Annotated in this window: 12 protein-coding genes; 3 read left to right on the top strand and 9 right to left on the bottom strand. The window is 73.7% G+C overall.

Going from position 1 to position 19,341, the window contains the following annotated elements; genetic code table 11:
• Positions 1–122: 122 nt before the first annotated feature.
• The gene (locus AB0M93_RS02705) at positions 123–1,103 is read left to right on the top strand and encodes a PaaX family transcriptional regulator C-terminal domain-containing protein (RefSeq protein WP_364267641.1); all 981 of its coding nucleotides are present in this window, start codon (positions 123–125) and stop codon (positions 1,101–1,103) included.
• A 377-nt stretch (positions 1,104–1,480) separates the two neighbouring features.
• On the opposite strand, the gene AB0M93_RS02700 is transcribed toward AB0M93_RS02705, so the two are convergent.
• From AB0M93_RS02700 to AB0M93_RS02660, 9 genes are all read right to left on the bottom strand, one after another.
• Positions 1,481–2,377, bottom strand: coding sequence for an SDR family oxidoreductase (locus AB0M93_RS02700; RefSeq protein ID WP_364267639.1), 897 nt, complete (start codon positions 2,375–2,377; stop codon positions 1,481–1,483).
• 136 nt (positions 2,378–2,513) lie between these two features.
• Positions 2,514–8,864, bottom strand: coding sequence for a type I polyketide synthase (locus tag AB0M93_RS02695; protein ID WP_364267637.1), 6,351 nt, complete (start codon positions 8,862–8,864; stop codon positions 2,514–2,516).
• A gap of 19 nt (positions 8,865–8,883) precedes the next feature.
• Positions 8,884–11,022, bottom strand: coding sequence for a DUF6351 family protein (locus AB0M93_RS02690; RefSeq protein WP_364267635.1), 2,139 nt, complete (start codon positions 11,020–11,022; stop codon positions 8,884–8,886).
• 109 nt (positions 11,023–11,131) lie between these two features.
• Positions 11,132–12,457 (bottom strand): RICIN domain-containing protein, encoded by a 1,326-nt coding sequence (locus AB0M93_RS02685; protein ID WP_364267632.1) that lies wholly within the window; start codon positions 12,455–12,457, stop codon positions 11,132–11,134.
• A 195-nt stretch (positions 12,458–12,652) separates the two neighbouring features.
• Entirely contained in the window at positions 12,653–13,477 is an 825-nt protein-coding gene (locus AB0M93_RS02680; RefSeq protein WP_364267629.1) for a class II fructose-bisphosphate aldolase, read from the bottom strand.
• Positions 13,474–14,394, bottom strand: a complete 921-nt coding sequence (locus tag AB0M93_RS02675; RefSeq protein ID WP_364267626.1) for a PfkB family carbohydrate kinase — start codon at positions 14,392–14,394, stop codon at positions 13,474–13,476. The genes AB0M93_RS02680 and AB0M93_RS02675 overlap by 4 nt, the downstream gene beginning before the upstream one ends.
• Positions 14,391–15,302 (bottom strand): DMT family transporter, encoded by a 912-nt coding sequence (locus AB0M93_RS02670; RefSeq protein WP_364267623.1) that lies wholly within the window; start codon positions 15,300–15,302, stop codon positions 14,391–14,393. The genes AB0M93_RS02675 and AB0M93_RS02670 overlap by 4 nt, the downstream gene beginning before the upstream one ends.
• A gap of 9 nt (positions 15,303–15,311) precedes the next feature.
• The gene (locus tag AB0M93_RS02665; protein ID WP_364267620.1) at positions 15,312–16,268 is read right to left on the bottom strand and encodes a BadF/BadG/BcrA/BcrD ATPase family protein; all 957 of its coding nucleotides are present in this window, start codon (positions 16,266–16,268) and stop codon (positions 15,312–15,314) included.
• A 1-nt stretch (position 16,269) separates the two neighbouring features.
• Positions 16,270–17,400 carry an SIS domain-containing protein gene (locus AB0M93_RS02660; RefSeq protein WP_364267617.1) on the bottom strand — a complete coding sequence of 377 codons (1,131 nt, stop codon included), beginning with the start codon at positions 17,398–17,400 and terminating at the stop codon, positions 16,270–16,272.
• Positions 17,401–17,527: 127 nt separating this feature from the next.
• Here AB0M93_RS02660 and AB0M93_RS02655 point away from each other — a divergent pair, with 127 nt between their 5' ends.
• Together AB0M93_RS02655 and AB0M93_RS02650 are read left to right on the top strand one after the other, a co-directional pair.
• Positions 17,528–18,334: a DeoR/GlpR family DNA-binding transcription regulator gene (locus AB0M93_RS02655; protein ID WP_364267614.1), complete on the top strand. Its 807-nt coding sequence runs from the start codon at positions 17,528–17,530 to the stop codon at positions 18,332–18,334.
• 91 nt (positions 18,335–18,425) lie between these two features.
• Complete coding sequence (locus AB0M93_RS02650) at positions 18,426–19,241, top strand: endo alpha-1,4 polygalactosaminidase (protein ID WP_364267611.1); 816 nt, start codon at positions 18,426–18,428, stop codon at positions 19,239–19,241.
• The last annotated feature ends 100 nt before the right edge of the window (positions 19,242–19,341 follow it).

Here is a 19,341-nt window from a genome sequence, read left to right as displayed (position 1 = left end):
GATCGTCGCATGATGTGTCGCGTGATTCAACCCCTCGGTTCGGCCGCCCGGGCGCGGCTGCCACCATGGACCCCCGCGGCGGACCGGCCGCCGGGACCGACCCCGGAAGAGGCAGGCGCGCGATGACCACCGGCCCGCTGCCCCGCTCCCAGCAGGGCGCCGAACCGCAGCTGCTCCTCACGTCCCTGCTCGGCGACTTCTGGTACTGGCGGGACGAGCACATCCCCTCGGCCGCCCTGGTCCAGCTGCTCGGCGAGTTCGACATCAGCCCGGCGAGCGCCCGGGCGGCGATCCGGCGGCTGGCCGCCCGCGGCCTGCTCACCGTGTCGCGCAGCGGCCGGACGACGGCCTACGGCATCCCCGTCCGCACGTCGGAGGTGATCATCGAGCGCACCCACCGGATGCTGACCTTCGGCACGACCGCGCCGGACTGGGACGGGCAGTGGACCGTGGTCACCTTCTCCGTGCCGGAGCAGGACCGCGGGCTGCGCACGGCCCTGCGGTCCCGGCTGCGGGTGCTGCGGTTCGCCGCCCTCTACGACGGGGTCTGGATCAGCCCGCACGACCTCGCCGAGGACGCCCTCACGGCCCTGCGTGAACTCGAGCTGCGCAGCGCGACGGTGTTCCGCGCCACCGAGGTCCCCGGTTCGGCCGCGGCGGCCACGGCGTTCGACCTCGAGCCCCTCGCCCGCGAGTACGAGCAGTTCGTCGCCCGCTACGAACAGGTGCTTTCCGGGCTGGAGGCCGGGCTCATCAGCCCGGCGCAGGCCCTGCGGACCCGCACCGAGCTGCGGGTGGACTGGCGCCGGTTCCCGGAGACCGACCCGGACCTGCCCGCCGAACTGCTCCCCGCCGGCTGGGCGCGCGACCGGGCCCAGAAGGTGTTCCTGCAGATCTACGACCGGCTCGGCCCGCTGGCGGAGCTCCGGTTCCGCGAGGTGCTGGCCGCCACCGACCCCGCGCTGGCGGACCTGTCCTCCCACCACGACTCGGTCGAGGTGGCCGCGTTGTTCGCCGAGCTGGGCGACCGCCACCCGGCGGGCGACACGCCGTTCGAGCAGGCCGCCGAGGCACGCCGTCTCGACGACGCGCGCGATCGGTAGCCCGGGGGCTGTCCGGGCGCCGTAGGCCGCCGGACTGGGCGACCGCCACCCAGCGGGCCACACACCGCAGCCCACCCACGCGGCAAACTCTCCGGGCGCGCGAGCGTCGCCAGGCGCGGGGCGACGCACGTCACGCCCGACGGCGTCGACGGGCGGGAACACCGCGCCGCAGCGGGCGTTGCAAGGGGTGTCGGTACGGCGGAGTCCCCGGGCCTCACCCCTTCCGCCCTCCCGGAACACCGGTTCACCCCGGAGCCGGGTCGCGCACCCGCCGAGAGGCGACCCCCGTACCGGCCTTCAAGCCACCGCTTCCGCTCGCAGGTCTCCCCCACCCTTCGCTGAGCGGAAGCGGTGCTTCTTCTTCCCCGGCGACCGGGTCAGGTCAGCGGCTGGCCGCCGGTGACGCCCAGGACTTCGCCGGTGACATAGCTGGACTCCGGCGAAGCGAAGAACACGAACGCCGGGGCGAGCTCGGCCGGCTGCGCGGCCCGTCCCATCGGGGTCTGCTCGCCGAAGGAGTCCACCTTGTCCCCGGGCATCGTGGCCGGGATCAGCGGTGTCCACACCGGACCAGGCGCCACGGAGTTCACCCGGATCCCCTTCGCGGCCAGGTCCTGCGCCAGGCCCTTGGTGAAGTTCACGATCCCCGCCTTGGTCGTGGCGTAGTCCAGCAGCTCCGGCGACGGCTGGGACGCCTGGATCGACGAGGTGTTGATGATCGCCGAACCCCGGTCCATGTGCGGCACGGCCGCCTTGCACAACCAGAACATCGCGTACAGGTTGGTCTTCAGCACCCGGTCGAACTGCTCGGTGGAAATCCCGAGCAGACCGTCCTCCTGCGCCATCTGGTAAGCGGCGTTGTTCACCAGCACGTCGATGCCCCCGAGCTCGGCCACGGCCGTGTCGACGACGTGGGCGCAGTGCTGTTCGTCGCGGATGTCCCCGGGCACCAGCACGACCCGCCTGCCCGCTTCGCGCACCAGCTCCGCCGTGCGCTCGGCGTCGTCCTGCTCCTCCGCCAGGTAGGACAGCACCAGGTCCGCGCCCTCCCGGGCGAACGCGATCGCGACCGCCCGGCCGATTCCGGAGTCACCGCCGGTGATCACCGCGCGGCGCCCGGCCAGCCTCCCGCTGCCGCGGTAGGACTCCTCACCGTGGTCGGGCGCGGGATCCATGGCCGCAGCCGAACCCGGGTGCGGCTGCTCCTGCGCCTCCTGCCGCTCCGGGCCCGGGTGCTGCTCCGCGGTCTCGTGGCTGTGCTGATCTTCGGTCATGCCGTCCTCCTCGGGGGTGGTCTCGGTGACCTGTACCCGATCCGGCGGCGTCCATGCCCGCTCCCGTCAGGCCCGGACCGCGCCACCGCGGGGTCGCTCGTGTGGTCCGATGTGGACACCGCTCCGCGGACCGCCGCTACCGCCGCAGCTCCAGGAGGTAGCGGGCCAGCTCGGCGACGGTCGGCCGGTCGAAGACGACGGTGGCGGGCAGGTCGGCGCCCGACAACGCGGCGAGCCGGGTGCGCAGCTCGATCACGGTCAGCGAGTCGAACCCGAGCTCGGGGAACGGGCGGTCGTCGGCGATCACGGCGGGGTCCGGGTGGCCCAGGACCGCGGCGACCTCCGCGCGCAGCAGCTCGCGCAGCTCGGGCTCGGCCGGGTTCGCCGGCCAGCTCTGCCGCGCCGGAGCCGAGCGGACGGCCGAACCGCCGGTCGGCGGGGCCATCGACGCCGACGGGTCGAACCGGACCGGCACCAGCACGGGTTCGGCCGAGCCGAGCGCCGCGTCGAACAGCGCCAGGCCCTGCTCGGCGGTCAGGCCCTCGACGCCGGACGCGTGGATCCGCCGCCGCGCCGTGGCCGAGATCCGGTCGCCGAGGCCGGTGCCCAGCTCCCACAGGCCCCACGCCAGCGACAACGCGGGCAGCCCCGCCGCGCGGCGGCGGCACGCCACGGCGTCCAGCACCCGGTTCGCGGCCGCGTAGTTGGCCTGCCCGGCCTTGCCGAACACGCCGGCGACCGAGGAGAACAGGACGAACGCCGTCAGCGGCAGGTGCCGGGTCACCTCGTCGAGGACCAGTGCCGCGTCCGCCTTCGGGCGCAGCACGACGTCCAGGCGTTCCGGCGTCTGGGCCGCCAGCACGCCGTCGTCGACCACCGCCGCGCTGTGGATCACCGCCGTCAACGGCGGATCGCAGCTGTCCACCAGCCGCACCACCGTGGCCCGGTCCGCGACGTCGGCCGCGACGATCCGCACGTCCGCGCCGAGGTCTCGCAGGGACGCCAGCAGTTCCTCGGCGCCGGGCGCCGCCGGCCCGCTTCGGCTCACCAGGAGGAGGTGGCGGACGTCGTGCGCCGTCACCAGGTGGCGGGCCAGCAGAGCGCCGATCGCCCCCGTCCCGCCGGTGATCAGCACCGTTCCGGCCGGGTCGATCGGCCGCGCCGCCGCCGGGGCGGCGCGCGTGATCCGCAGGACGTGCGGCACGCCGTCGCGGACGGCGATCTGCGGCTCCGCGGTGCCGCCGGCGAGGTCCGCCACCCGCGTCACCGGGAAGCCCGGCTCGAGGTCGACCAGGCCGATCCGGCCCGGGTGTTCCGCCGCGGCCGCGCAGCCCAGTCCCCACGCCGCCGCGGCGGCCGGGTCGGGATCGGGGCCGGTCGCGTTGCGGGTGACCAGGAGCAGCCGGTCGCCGCTGCCCTGCCAGTCGTGGAGCATGGCGAGCGCGTGCCCGGCCGCCGCACGCAGATCACCCGGCGTGATTTCGACGACCCGGACCGGTTCCGCGGCCGCCACCGGCGGTATCGGAATCCATTGTGGACGGTAGAGCATCGTGTCGGGTGCCGCCATCGGCCGGGTCGTCAGCGATGCGATCGCGGCCACCGGGTCGCCGGCTTCGTCGTACAGCGTGACCCGGAGCGACCCGGAGCCGGCGCGGACGCCGTGCACCCGGGCGCGCCGGGCACCGGGCGCGTAGACCTCGACACCGGTCCAGAGGAACGGCACCCGCGGCTCGGCCGCCGGCCCCTCGGCCAGCGCGGTCGCGTGCACGGCCGCGTCCAGCAGGACCGGGTGCAGCTCGAACCGGTCCCCGGCGCCCGGCGGCACATCGACCTCGGCGAAGAACTCCGCGTCGCGCACCCACAACCGTTGCACGGCACGGAAAGCAGGCCCGTAGGCGTGCGCGCGGTAGGCCTCGGCGACGTCGGCTTCCGCGGCTCCGGCCGGCGGCCACTGCCCGCTCCACCCGGGCGGAAGCGGGCCGCGCGGGCGCAGCTTGCCCCCGGCGTGCTTCCGCCACTGCTTCTCGTCGCGAGCCCGGGCGTAGACGTCGACCCTCGGCTCGTCCACGACGACCTGGACGTGGACGTCCTCGGTGTCCAGGCGCAGCGGGGCTTCGATCGTGAGCTCCTCGATGCCCGCTCCGCCGGCGTGCAGAGCCAGCTCGGCGAACAGCGTCCCGGGCACCAGCACCGAACCGCCGACGACGTGGTCGGCGAGCCACCGGTGACGGCGGACGCCGAGCGAGCCGCCGTGCACCACCCGCGGCGAATCGGGCGCCTCCAGCGCCGGGCCGAGCACGGCGTGGTCGTCGCCGGCCTGCTCCGGGGCCTGCTGGTCCAGCCAGTACCGGGTGCGCTTGAACGGGTAGGTGGGCAACGGCGTGATCCGCGCGCCCGAGCCGGCGAACACCGCGGGCCAGTCCACCCGGACGCCGGCCGTGTGCACCGCGCCCGCCGCGGCCAGCACGCCGGGGCCCGACATCGTGGCCGGTGCGGTCGGCAGGACGCCGGCGGTCAGGCGGCCGAGCACCGGCGCCGGGCCGATCTCGAGGCCGACGGCCGGGCCGGACGCCGCGGCCGTGGTGAGCGCGTCGGCGAACCGCACGGTCGAACGGGCGTGCCGCCGCCAGTGGCCCGGCTCGATCTCGCCGACCGGTTCTCCGGTCACGCACGAGACGAGCGGAAGGGTGGGACGGTGGTGCTTCAGCCCGGCGGCGACCTCGTCGAATTCGTCGAGCATCGGGTCCAGCAGCGGCGAATGGAAGGCGTGGCTGACACGCAGGAGCGTCCCGCCGCCGAAGCGGCCGGCGAGCGCCGTCGTCGCGGCCGTCTCCCCGGAGAGCACCACCGAACGCGGCCCGTTGACCGCGGCGACGGCCACGGTGTCCCCCACGAGCGGAGCGACGTCCGCCTCGGTGGCCTCGACCGCGATCATCACCCCGCCGCCGGGCAGCGCGGCCATGAGCCGGCCGCGTGCCGCCACGAGCGTCGCCGCGTCCGCCAGCGACAGCACGCCGGCGACGTGCGCGGCGGTGATCTCGCCGATCGAATGTCCCAAGAGGACGTCCGGACGCAGGCCCCACGACTCGAACAGCCAGTACTGCGCGACGCCGAAGGCGAACAGCGCGGCTTGCGCGTGGTCGGTGCGGTCCAGCGCTTCCCCACCGGCGAAGGCGACGTCCCGCACGTCGCCGCCCAGCGCTTCGCACGCCTCGGCGAAGGCGTCGGCGAACACCGGGAACCGCTCGGCCAGCTCCCGGCCCATCCCGGGCCGCTGCGCGCCCTGGCCGCCGAACAGCACGGCCAGCCGGGCTCCGCTTCGGACAGTCCGGCCGGGCACGCGCCCGTCCGCGACGGCTCGCAATGCCTCCCGGTTCGCCGCGGGCACCAGCACGCGGTGCGCGAGTGGCGTCCGCCGGGCCAGGGTGTAAGCGACGTCGACGGTGTCGGGAGCACCGGCCAGCCCGGCCGCGACGAGCCGGAGCGCATCGCCGTCCGCAGCGCTGAGCAGCCAGGGCGCCGCGGGGAACGGCCGCCGGGCCGAAGAATCCGGCGGCGGTGCCTCTTCGACGATCACGTGCGCGTTGGTGCCGCCGATCCCGAAGGCCGACACCCCGGCCCGGCGAACCCGGTCCGTCCGCGGCCACGGCCGGGCCTCCGCCAGCAGCGCCACCCCGCCGGCCGGCCAGTCGACGTGCGGGCTCGGCTCGTCCGCGTACAGCGACGGCGGCAGTTCCTCGTGCTGCAACGCCGTCACCACCTTGATCACCCCGGCGATCCCGGCGGCGGCCTGGGTGTGGCCGATGTTCGACTTCACCGACCCGAGCCGCAGCGGTTCCCGGCGCGGGCCACGCCCGTAGGCCGCGATGAGCGCGTCCGCCTCGATGGGGTCGCCCAGCGGCGTTCCCGTCCCGTGTCCTTCGACGGCGTCGACGTCGGCCGCGGTCAGCCCCGCGTCCGCGAGCGCCGCCGCGATCAGCGCCTGCTGGGCGCGTCCGCTCGGCGCGGTCAGGCCGTTCGACGCACCGTCGGCGTTCACCGCGGTGCCGCGCAGCACGGCCAGCACCGGGTGCCCGTGCCGGCGGGCGTCGGACAGCCGTTCCAGCAGGAGCACCCCGGCACCCTCCGACCACGCCGTGCCGTCGGCTCCGGCCGCGTAGGACCGGCAGCGGCCGTCCGGGGAGAGGCCACGCTGCCGGCTGAAGGCCACGAAGGTCCGCGGGGTGGCCATCACCGTGGCGCCGCCGGCGAGCGCGAGCGAACACTCCCCCTCCCGCAGCGCCTTCGCCGCCAAGTGCAGCGCGACCAGCGACGACGAGCAGGCCGTGTCGACGGTGAGCGCCGGCCCGGTGAGCCCGAAGGTGTAGGAGATCCGGCCCGAGGCCACCGCGTGCGAGGAGCCGATGCCCAGCCACGCCTCGAGTTCGTGGGAGGTGCTGAACCGGCTCGCGTAGTCCTCGTTCATGACGCCGACGAACACGCCCGTGTCGCTGCCGCGCAGCGTCGAGACGTCGATCCCGGCCCGCTCGAACGCCTCCCAGGACGTCTCCAGCAGCAGCCGCTGCTGCGGGTCGGTCGCCAGCGCCTCCCGCGGGGAGATGCCGAACATCCCGGCGTCGAAGTCCGCGAACCCGTCGAGGAAGCCGCCGCGACGGGTCACCGAGTGCCCGATCCGGTCCGGATCCGGGTCGTACAGCCCCGCCACGTCCCAGCCGCGGTCGGCGGGGAACTCCCCCGTCGCGTCCACCCGGTCCGCCACCAGCCGCCACAGGTCTTCCGGCGAGCGCACCCCGCCGGGGAACCGGCACGCCATCGCCACCACGGCGATCGGTTCCCCGGACGGCGCCGGGACCGGCCGCGGCGATTCCGCGCGGTGAGCCGAGCCGAGGCGGGTCAGCTCGGCGATCACCGCGCCCGGCGTGGGAAAGTCGTAGATCAGCGAGTGCGGGACGGGCACGCCGGTCAGCGCGGTGATCCGGTGCCGGAACTGCACGCCGGCCAACGAGGACAAGCCGAGGTCGGTGAACGGCCGGTCCCGCCACCCGTCGCCGCCGTCGTGCCCGCAGAGGGCCGTCAGCTCGGCCCGCACCACCGCCGCGAGATCCGGCTGCTTCAGCGCGTTCCGCCGCGGTTTGCCCGACGCCGTCCGCGGGATGGCGTCGACTTCGACGTAGGCCACCGGCACCTTGTGCAGCGAAAGCCGGCTGAGGCAGCGCCGGCGGAGTTCCTCGGCGTCGAAGCCGTCCGGCCCGGCGACCACGAACGCCACCGGCACCTGCCCGACGACGTCGTCGGGCCGTCCGGTGACGAGGACCTCCCGCACCGACGGCGACTCCTCCAGCACGGCCTCGATCTCGGTCGGGTGGACGTTTTGGCCACCGCAGACGATCACGTCGTCGACCCGGCCGTCCAGCACCAGCCGGCCGTTTTCGAGCCGGCCGGCGTCACCGGTGCGGTACCAGCCGTCCCGCAGCGGCGACGCCGTCTGCCCGTGGTAGCCCAGCATCAGTCCGGGGCCGCGGACGAGCACCTCCCCCGCGTCGATCCGGACGTCCACGCCGGGCACCGGGATCAGTCCCGGTTCGCCGGGGCGCTCCACGGCGACCTTTCCGCCCGTCTCGGTGCTCCCGTAGCCGTCGACCAGCGGCAGGCCGAACAGCTCCCGGACCGCGGCGCGGGTCGCCGGCGTGCACGGCGCACCGCCGGTCAGGCACAGCCTCGGCGCGACGACCGGGCCATCGGCCTCCTGGCGGAGCCGCAGGTAGGTGGCCGGCACCCCGGCGAGCACGCAGCCCGGGTACTGCGCGAGCAGGTCCGGCGAGCAGCCGTCGGCGAGCCGGGTGTGCGCGCCGAGCGCGATCGTGGTGGTGAAGGCGAGCGACAGGGCGTAGGCGTGATGGAGCGGCAGCGGCCACACCACGGTGTCACCGGCTTCGATCCCGAACACGGGGACGTAACAGGCGGCGGTCGACCACAGCATCGCGCGTTGCGAGAGCAGAACGCCTTTCGGCCGTCCGGTGGTGCCGGAGGTGTAGAGCAGCCAGGCGGGCTCGTCCAGCCCGAGATCGTCCCGCGGTGGTCCCGCGGCCGGCGGCGGCGGATCCTCGACGAAGAGCACCCGCAGGCCCGGCCGCAGCCGCTTCGCCAGTTCGGCGTGCCGCGCCTCGGTGATCAGGAGCGTCGCCCCCGAGTCCTCGGCCAGGTGGGCGAGCTCGGCCTCGGTCGACCGCGCGCTCACCGGCACCCCGACCGCCGCCGCCCGCAGCACCGCCAGCAGGGCCACCGCGAACTCGACCCGGTTGCCGACGTGGACCAGCACGCGATCACCCCGGGACACGCCGAGCCCCGCGGCGAGCTCGGCACTCGCGCGGGCCAGCTCGCCGTAGGTCAGCGTCCGCCGTCCGTCGGAATACGCGAGGCGTTCGGCGGGGTGCGCGGCCAACGCCGCCAGCAGCGGCTGGATGAACTCAGCCCGGATTTCCTCCATTGCTCCGGGTATACCGCAATTACCGCGGCTTCGTCGGCGGGGTGGTGCCGGTCCGTTCGTCGCCGTAGCTCAGCCAGGTGCCGATCGGGGGCCGTTGCCCCACGCCCGGACGGCTGTAGTCGCACACTCCGGAGGGGAACGCCGCCCGCAGCCGCTGCCGGTCCGCCGCGGTGAAGGTGACCGGGTAGTCGCGGAAGTCCAGCGGCTTCAGCCGGCACTTCAGCACGTCGAGGGCCAGGCTCTCCCCCGCGACCATCCGGGTGTTGGTCGCGACGGGGTACTGCGCGCCGCACTGGCCGCTCGCGGGGTACGTCAGCGGCTCGGTGATGCGCGACGCGGCGGAGAGGTAGCACCCGTCGCCGAGATCGCCCGGGCGGTTCGCCAGCACCTTCTGCTGACGGCTGCGGTGCGAACGGTCGGCGTCGATCGCGGTCAGCCAGCGGTCCATGGCGTCGAGCTCGTAGGCACTGGCCGCTCCCGCTTCGGCCGCGGTGGGGTGGTTTTCGATGATGACCTGGTTGGCCGCCGTGCCGTTGGCCCGCAGAAGCCGTTGCCGCAGGACGTAGGACCACTCGGTGGTGTGGATGTCGTTGCCGAACCCGGCGAAGTCGAGGTCGGTCCGCTGGTCGATGATCGGCGTCTCCCGCAACCCTTGCGACGCGGAGTTCACGATGTCCTCGGCGTAGACCGTGGCCAGCGCCCGCGGATCGGCCGCGATCCGCTGCGGCACCGGCGTTCCGGTGTAGTCCAGGCCGCCGATGCCGGCGTTGAGGTCGGCGAACTGCGCCGCGGTGATCGTCCCGGCCTTCAGCGCGTTCAGGCCGTACTGCACGCCGGTGGTGTCCAGCGGGCTGCGCACGAACCCGGTCCGCGGGTCCCGGCCGAGCTGGTTGACCAGCTGCTCATTGGAGTTGCACTTCACCCCGCCCGGGTTCGTGACCGGATCCCACCGCGCCGCGACCGGGATGGCCGCGTTGCAGCTGCCGGTCGCGGTCGCGCGGCTGGCGAAGGTCTTGTCCCAGGAGACGCAGGTGTCGTAACTGGCGAAACCCGCGACGGCCTGCTTCTGCGCCGCGGTGAACGACGCGCCCGGCCCGGCGAAGTACCGCTCCAGCAGGCGGCAGTCCGACACCGGGCCGCCGGTGCTCAGCGGGTCCGGGAACGAGACGCCGGGGATGATGCCGTCGACGATGCCGGGGTAGTTCTCCGCGATGTCGTACTGCTGGATCGCCCCACCCGAGCCACCCCAGCCGATGGTGTGGGCGACCGGGCCGTAGGTCTCGGCGAAGTGCTCCTTCACCATCATCGCCGCCTCGGCCGAGATGATCGGGCTGCAGTTGGTGTCGAGCACGTTCAGGGTCGACGACGCGACCGCGTAGCCCCGGCCCAGGAACAGGTCGTTGACGACCCCGCCGGTCGAGGTGCCCTGGTGGTAGCCCGCGTTGCAGCCGCCGCCGAAGGTGTAGACCAGCTTCCCGTTCCAGCCGCCCTCCGGCGCGACGGGCGACGGCGGGCCGTCGTAGAGCGCCGCGATCTCGTAGACGGCGCGGTCGATCGTGCCGCGCTCGACGCGGACCACGTACGGCACCGCGCGGCCGCCGACCGTGGCCGTCACGAGGTCCGCGGGCCGGGTCGCCGGGTCCGCCAGCGGCGCGAACGTCCCGGCGGTGGTCCGGTACTGGTAGCTCACCTGGGTCGGCGCGCTGCAGAGCGGCTGCTGCGCCGCGGGCAGGCCGAACGCCTCCGTCTCGCAGTAGAACGGGTGCTGCTGGGCGCCGGAGAAGACGGGACCGGTGATCGGGTGATTGGTGACGCGCAGGTGCGCGCCGCGGCCGTTCGCGCGGGCGCTCAGGTCGTTGACGCCGTCGCGCAGGCCGGTGACCAGGCCGAGCAGGCTGCCGTCGGGCTGGGCGTGGAACGCCGGGGTGACGTCGTGGCCGTTGGCGCTGACGGTGACCCGCTTTTCCGCCGGGGCGACCCTGACCAGGACCTGTCCCCCGCTGACGAGGGCGGGCCGCGGGTTCGAGACGGTTTCGATCGTCAGCTGCCGCCCTGGCGGTGGGCCGGGAGCGGCCACGGCGGTCGCGGTCCCCAGCAGGAGAACGGGCGCGGTGAGGGCCGCGACGACGGCGGACGAGCGCACAGCACGGTTGGCCACCAGACACTCCGGTCGTTCGTGGCATCGCGTCGGCGCGACACCGGGCTGCTGCCCGGTATAGCACCTGCGGCACGCCCGGAACAACGTCCGGGCCGTTGGCCGGCCGGCGTCAGCCGAGGCTCCACCGCTGGTTGCTGCCGCCGTTGCAGGTCCACAGTTCGACCGGGGCGCCGTCGGCGGTGGACGCACCGGTCACGTCCAGGCACAGCCCGGACCGCGCCGCGGTGACGGTGCCGTCGGGGTTGATCGTCCACTGCTGGTTGGCCTGGCCGTTGCAGGACCAGACGATCACCTTCGTGCCGGGACTGGTGCCCTGGCCGGAGGCGTCGAGGCACAGCGGCGTGCCGGCCGGCGTGACGGTCAGCTGCGCGGCGGCGGTCCGCGTCCAGGTCTGCCCGGCCCGGCCGTCACACGCGCCGATGGTCACCTGGGTGCCCGACGTGCCGGGCGCGGCGAGGCACTTGGCCGCGCCCACCGCGTGCACCGGGCCGGTGTTCCCGTCTCCCGGCGGCGTGCCGCCGCCGGGCACGTACGGGCACTTCGGCGCGTAGATCGAGATGGAACGCGGATCGGGCGGCGCCGGGCACAGGAACGGCGAGTACCGGGTGTCACTGTCCAGGAAGGTTTTCAGCCACGGGATCAGCAGTTTCATCTCGACGTTGTTGGGATGGGTGTAGTAGACGTGGTCGGCCCCGGCGATCTGGGCGAACAGGCTCTGCGTCGAAGCGGGCATGGTGGCGTAGAGGCCGCTGAGGTAGGACGGCGTGACCACGGCGTCGTTCTGCCCGCCGAGCACCATCGTCGGCACCTTGTCCGTGGCCAGCGACAGGTTCCCCACCGGTGAGCCGGGCGCGAGCCCGATCGCCGCCTTGAGCGTGGGCCGGCTCTCCGCCGCGAGCATCGCCCCGGCCCCGCCCGCGGAATGGCCGAGCACGGCCAGCCGGTTCGGGTCGACCCGGTCGCGCACCGGGCTCTGCGTCGTCAGGTAGTCGAGCGCGGCCAGCAGTTCGGTGCCGCGCGCGTCGGCGCTGTCGGTGCGGCTTATGGTCTCCACGCCGATCACCACGAACCCGAACGAGGACAGCCACGGCCCCATCCACGCTTCCTCGTTGGCGAACAACGCGGAATAGCCGGGCACGATCGCCAGCGCACCCCAGGTGCCGAGGCTGGTGTCGGTCGGGTAGTACACCGTTCCGCCGTTGAACCCGTGGCCCGCCGGGACACTCGCCGACGCCGTCGCGAACGGGCCGGTGCTCGACTCGATCATCGCCACCGTCGGATCGGGGCCGCGCTGGTACGGATTGGCCGGCGTGTCGTCCCGTGGCCGGGCGAAGGCGGGTCCCGCCGCGAGCACGACCGCGGCCAGCGTGGTCAGCGCGGCCAGCACGGCCACGAGGAGTCCGGTCGCCCGGGCCGTCGTCCCGCCTCGTTGCATGCTCGCCTCCAGCGCCCAGCGGACATTCCCCCTCAGCGTGGCAAGACGGCTCCGCGACTTCAAAAGACGGCCGCACCCCAAGGAGAACCAGCGCGCCCGCACGCCGGCGGATCGCCGCTGGTCACCCGTCGGGTTCGACGTGTTCGCCGGCAGGCGTTCCCCCGGCCACGGCAGGGAAAGTTTCACCGGCTGCCGTCATTTCGCGAGCAGGGTGAGCAGCCTGGCCACCTCGTCCCGGACCGCGTCCCGGCCGGGCGCCAGGTAGCGGCGGGGGTCGGTGAGGGCCGTGTGCGTCCCGAGCGTCGAGCGGACGGCGTCGGTGAGCACCTGGTTCAGCCGGGTGCCGATGTTGACCTTGACGATCCCGCTCGCCACCGCCCCGCGCAGGCCCTCGTCGGGCACGCCCGAGGAACCGTGCAGCACGAGCGGCACCGGGACAGTGCGGGCGAGCGCGGCGATCAGTTCATCGTCGAGGACCGCGCTGCGGTCGGCCATGGCGTGCGACGAGCCGACGGCCACCGCGAGCGAGTCCACCCCGGTCGCGGCGACGAACTCCGCGGCCTCGGCCGGGTCCGTGCGCACGCCCGGGGCGTGGGCGCCGTCCTTGCCGCCGACCTCGCCGAGTTCCGCCTCGACGCGGCAGCCCACGGCGTGGCAGCGTTCGGTGACGGCTCGGGTCCGGGCCACGTTTTCGGTGTAGGGCAACGCGGCGGCGTCGAACATGACCGACGTGATGCCCAGGTCGAGCCCCTCGCGGATCAGCTGCTCGTCCTCGACGTGGTCGAGGTGGACCAGGACGGGCACGGTCGCGGTCTCGGCCAGCCGGAGGCAGGCAGCCGCGAACGGCGCGAGCGAACCGTGGTAGCGGACGGCGTTCTGCGAGATCTGCAGGATCACCGGGAGCCCGCTCAGTTCCGCGCCGGCCACGACGGCTTCGGCGTGCTCGATCAGGATCGCGTTGAACGCCCCGATCGCGCGCCGCTGCGCCCGCAGGTCGTCCAGCAAGGCGGTCCAGTTCATCGGATCCTCTCCACTTCCACCGCAGGGATCCACTTGTCCCTGGCGTCGGCGTCGATCTCGCCGGCGACCGGCCGCAGCACCGCGGCGGCCGACGTGGCGACCACGTCCGCCAGCGCCACCGGCCAGTCCACTTCGGACGCCGTCAGGTGCATGGCCAGGGCCGCGGCGCCCGCGTCACCGGCCCCGGCGGAATTGCCGGAGACGACTTCGGCCGGCCGGGCGCGCCAGGCGCCGCGGTCGGTGACGGCGACCGCGCCTCCGGGACCGAAGGTCGCCACCACCGCCGGCGTTCCGGCGGCCACGAGGTCTTCGCAGGCTTCGAGCCCCGGCCCGGCCAGGTCCGCAAGCTCGTCTTCGTTCGGCATGAGCACCGCGCCACTCCCGGCGGCCTCGCGGAGCGCGGCGCCGGAGACGTCGGCGATGACCGGCACGTCGTGCCGGGCGCACAGCCGAGCCAGCTTCGCGGGGACGTCGGCGGCCAGCCCGGCGGGCACGCTGCCGGAGATCACGACGGCTCCCGCCCCGGCCGCGAGCTCGGCGCGGAGGGCGGTGAAGATGCCCGCTTCGGCCGTCCCGCCGGCCGGGAAGCCGTTCTCCTGCAACATCGTCGTGCCGCCGGCGCGGGTCACCACCGCGACGGTCCGCCGCACCGCGGGCAGCGCGGGCACGAGCCGGTGCGCGAGGCCCAGCCCGGCCAGGCCGTCCGCGAACTCGTCGGGCGTCCGGGTCGTGGTCAGAGCCAGCACCACGCTCTCGCCACCCAGCGCCCGGACCACCGCCGCGACGTTCACGCCCTTGCCGCCGGCGCGGGAGCGGACGTCCGGCACCCGCACGGTCTCCCCCACGCGCAGCACGTCCACCCGGTAGGTCACGTCGATGGCGGGGTTCAGGGTGACGGTGAGGATCCGCCGCGTCATGACACCGCGCCGCCGGGGACCAGCTCCGTGGACTTCTCCGCGCGGTACACCATCAGGGTCGAGCCGACGAGGGCCAGCACGATGCCCGCGAGCTGGAACCCGGTGGGGGCGGCGCCGAAGAGCGCGAGCGACAGCACGATGGTCAGCACGGGCGCGAGGGCGTTGGTCACCGGCGCCACGATCGACGCCTTGCCCCGGCTCATCGCCATCACGAGGAACAGCGCGCCGACCGCGTTGAGCAGCTGAGTACCCGCGGTGAGCGCGGGCGCCTGCCACGGGAAGCCCAGCGGGAGCCCGCCCATCATCAGCACGGCGACCGGGATCAGCAGCAGCCCGCTGACGGTCATCCAGCCGAACGTCGAAGCGTCGTCCACGCCGGCGAGCGCGGCCTTGCGCATGAAGAACGCCTGGACGCCCCACGCCACGCACACCAGAACGGCCAGCACCAGGTAGAGCCACCCGCGGTCGCCACCGTCCCCTGTGGACACCGAGAACAGGACCACGGCGACGAGCGCGAGCAGCACGCCGGCCCACGACCACCCGCCGAGCCGCTCCCGCAGCGCGGCGAACGCCAGCAGCACGGTGACGGCGGGCGACAGCGCGACGATCGGGAAGATCACGTAGGCCGGTCCGATCGTGAGGGCCTTGAACAGCAGCAGCTGCCCGCCCGCCCCGGTGAGCCCGATCGCCAGCCCGTACCCGGCCGCGACCCGGCCGCGGTCGAACTTCTTGCCGCGCAGGGAGAACCACGCGGGGACGAGCATGGTCAGCGCCCAGACCACGTAGACCATCGGGTCGGGGTAGGCGTAGAGCTTGGTGGGCAGGCTGGAAATGGCCCCCCACACGCCCCAGAACAACACCAGCAGCCCGGCGTAGGGGATCCAGCTGTTCGTACGGGTGAACGACATCTCGGCTCCTCAGTGCGGCAGGGACGCGGCCGGGCGGACCTGCTCGGCACGCAACGGGTGCCCGTGCAGGCGCGCCGCGTAGAGCGCGGCGCCGATGTGCGGTTCCAGCAGGGGCTCCCGCAGGTCGTATTCGAGCGACAGCGCGTCGCGGAACGACGACAGCACGTGCGCCGACCCGAACACGCCACCGGAGTACGACACCGGGACCCGTTGCGCAGCCTCGAATTCCAGCGCCGCCCGGCCGACGTCCACGAGCAGCGCAAGCTCGCGTCCGGCCTCCCGGAGCACGCCGGTCGCGACGGCGTCACCGGCCTCCGCGGCGCGGACGACGACCTTGCTCAGGTTCGCGATCCGGCCCCGGTCGCCGTGCCACCGGTTCACCACGACGTCGATCGCGTCGAAGTCGGCGGCCAGCCCGAGGGCCTGGCGCATTTCCCCGGCGAGCGGGCCGGCGGGCAGCCGTCCGTCGACCATCCGGCTGAAGGCGTTGAGGCCCTGGATCGCGACCCAGTAGCCGGAGCCTTCGTCACCGAACAGCTCGCTCCAGCCACCACCGCGCCACTGCCGGCCGTCGTGTTCGCCGTAGGCGATCGAGCCGGTCCCGGCGACGACGTTGATGCCGTCGATCGCCCCCAGCGACCCGGCCCAGCCGCAGATCATGTCGTTGCCGCAGCGGTAGTTCCGCGAGCCGAGGATCCGGGCGGGTATCGCGTCGAGCACCGGCACGTCGGCGCTGATCTCCCCGTAGGCGGGCAGGCCGAAGAAGGCGTAGGCGATGTCCGCGACCTGGACACCGGCAGCCTGGCAGGCTTCCCCGATCCCTTGGCGCAACAGGGGTTCGACGATCTGCACCCCTTCGCTGAGGTAGTACACGCTCGCGGTCCTGGCTTCCGCGACGACCTGGCCGTCGAGACCCATCAGGCAGAAAGCGGTCTTCGTCCCGCCACCGTCGACACCGAGGAACACTTCAGCTCACCTCCGGAGGAACGAAGTCGTGGATGACCACACCCTGCACGACGCGGTTCACTTCCCCGCCGGGGAACGGGTTGTCCGGCGTGACGCCCAAGGCGAGGGAGCACGCCAGCGCCGTGGTCTGGGCCGCGAGCACGGCGAGCAGCGCGTAACCGGCCACGGGCAGGCCCGGTGGCGAGGGCACGGGCCAGACCCGGGCGCCCCCGCACTCGGCGCTGTCGTCCCCGCCCACCACGACCACCCGCTCGTCGCCGAGCGACTGCACCAGCTCGCGCGCGATGTCCTCGTCGTACCGCCGGGCGTGCGGATCGGTGGAGCGGAAGACGACGGCGACGGTGCGCTCGTCGAGCACCGACTTCGGGCCGTGCCGGAAGCCCAGCGCGGAATCGGCGATGCCGACCACTTCGCCCCGGGTCAGCTCCAGGCACTTGAGCGCGGCCTCCCGGGCCAGCCCGCGGAGCGGCCCGGAGCCCAGGAACACCAGCCGGGCCGGCTTGGCGCCGGAAATCGCCGACGCGTGTTCGGTGGCACCGTCGAGCACCGCCGTCCCGGCGCGCGCCAGCGCCTCGACGTCGACGTCCACGCCGAAGGCGAGCAGCGCTGCCAGCGCCATCCCGGTGAACGAGGACGTCATCGCGAACCCGCGGTCGTTGACCTCGTCCGGCAGGGCCACCACGACGGCGTCGGCGGTATCCGACCACCGCTGCGCCAGCTGTCCCCCCGGGTCGCACGTGATCACCAGGTGCCGCAGCCCGGGCGTCAGCCGGTCCAGCAGGTCCGCCGCCGCGACGGACTCGGGGCTGTTGCCGCTGCGCGCGAAGGACACCAGGAGGATCGGCCGGTCGTCCACCACCACGGCCAGGGGATCGGCGACGATCTCCGTGGTCGCGATCGCCTCGACCGGCCGGCCGAGGTGACGCGCGAGATCGCGGGCGACGACCTCGCCGATGAACGCCGACGTACCCGCACCGGTGAGCACGATCCGCCGGCCGGGCGGCCCGATCAGCGTGTCGATTTCCGGCCGGGCCCGCCGCACGGCATCCGCCACCCGGCGCCAGGTGGCGGGCTGCTGCCCGATCTCCCGCGCGGTCCGGCTGTCGCCGGACCACCGCCCGCTGCTGTGCATAGGTGCTGCCTCCGATTTCCGGGTCGTCCTCCCGGAGACTCATCCGCGCCCCGGCGCGGGGGCAAGCTCTGGTGTCCAAATGCGCATCCGGAGTGAGCGTTTCGCCGGCTGTCGTAGGCTCGGCCCCATGCCCACGCGGAAACGGCGCACCACCCGGGCCGAGCGGCTCTCGGAGCTGTTGCGGGTGCTCGCGGACACCGGCTCGCTGCACGTGGGCGAGCTCAGCGCCCGGTTCGGCGTCTCCTCCGCCACGCTGCGGCGCGATCTGGCCAAACTGGAGGAACAGCGGCTGCTGACCCGCACCCACGGCGGCGCCCGGCCCCGCGGGCGCACGAACGAGGTGCCGCCGCCGTACCGGGAAGGCCGGTCCCGCGATGCCAAACGCGCGATCGTGCACGCGGCGATCCGCACGCTGCCGACCGGGCCGCACGTCATCGCCCTCACCGGCGGCTCCACCACGAGCGAGCTCGCCAGGGAGCTGCCGGGCCGGGCGGATCTGACGGTGGTCACGAACGCGTTGAACATCGCGATGGACCTGGCCCTGCACCCCCGGCTGAAGCTGGTCGTCGTCGGCGGCGTCGCCCGGCCGCAGTCCTACGAGCTGGTCGGCCCGTGGGCCGAGCACGTGCTGGCCTCGATCAGCGTCGGCACGGCGTTCGTCGGCGTGGACGGCATCGACGCGACGGCGGGCATCACCACGCACGACGAAAACGAGGCCCGCACCAACCGCGCCATGCTCGGTCGCGCCCAGCGAGTGGTCGTCCTGGCCGACGGCAGCAAGCTCGGGCGCACCACCCTCGCCCGGATGGGTGACATCCAGGACGTGCACGAGGTCATCACCGATTCCTCCGCCGCGCCCGGGGCGGTGGCGGCGATCCGCCGGGCGGGCGTCCGGGTCACCGTCGTCGAGACCGGTTCCGGCAAGGACCGCTGAAACGCGCATCGCGAATGCGCGTTTCGTTGACCGCGGTGATCGTCCTGCCTACCTTTCGCCGACAACAGCCCCGACGATGACGGAGTTCCGGATGAAGCGTTCCCTCCCCGTCCACGGCAACCGATTCGCTTCCTTCGCGGCGGCGGGCGCACTCGCCGTCGGCACGCTCACCGCGGCCGCCGCGCCGGCGTCCGCCGCGGTCACCCTGCCCCCGCAGGCCGCCGGGTTCGACTACCAGATCGGTGGCGCCTACACCCCGCCGTCGGGTGTGCAGATCGTCAGCCGCGACATGTCCGCGGCGCCCGCGAGCGGCAAGTACAACATCTGCTACCTCAACGCTTTCCAGGCGCAGGAAGGCGCGGACGGCGACTGGCCGAGCGACCTGCTGCTGCGCGATTCGAACGGCAACAAAGTCGTCGACCCCGACTGGAAGGAAACCCTGCTCGACCTGCGCACCGCCGACAAGCGCAGCCGGGTGGCGGCCAAGGTCGGCGGCTGGATCGACACCTGCGCGTCGAAGGGCTACCAGGCGATCGAGCCGGACAACTACGACAGCTACAGCCGGTCCAAGAACCTGCTCACCACCACGCACGCGCAGGAGTACATCAAGCTCCTCTCCGCCCGCGCGCACGGCAAGAACCTCGCCATCGCCCAGAAGAACACCCCGGAGCTGGCCGGCAACCGGGTCGCCAACGGCCCCGACTTCGCCGTCACCGAAGAATGCGGCGAGTACGAGGAGTGCGCCGACTACGCGGGCCCGTTCAACAACCGCGTGGTCGACGTCGAGTACACCGCTTCGGGCATGAGCAAGGCCTGCCCGGAGTGGAAGAGCAAGATCAGCATCGTCCGGCGTGACCTCTACGTGGTGCCCCAGGGGTCGAGCGGGTACGTCCGCAAGACCTGTTGACACGGTCGAGCACGCTCGCTTTACTGCTGTCCACGTCGAACCGAACACCCGACGTCAGAGGTATGCCCAGCCGGTATGTCGGTTCTCACCGCGAGCCCGG

The sequence above is a fragment of the Amycolatopsis sp. NPDC051102 genome, from assembly GCF_040682815.1.
Lineage (GTDB): Bacteria > Actinomycetota > Actinomycetes > Mycobacteriales > Pseudonocardiaceae > Amycolatopsis.
Note: the sequence above shows the minus strand (reverse complement) of the source record. Positions and strands in the feature narration are given on the sequence as shown.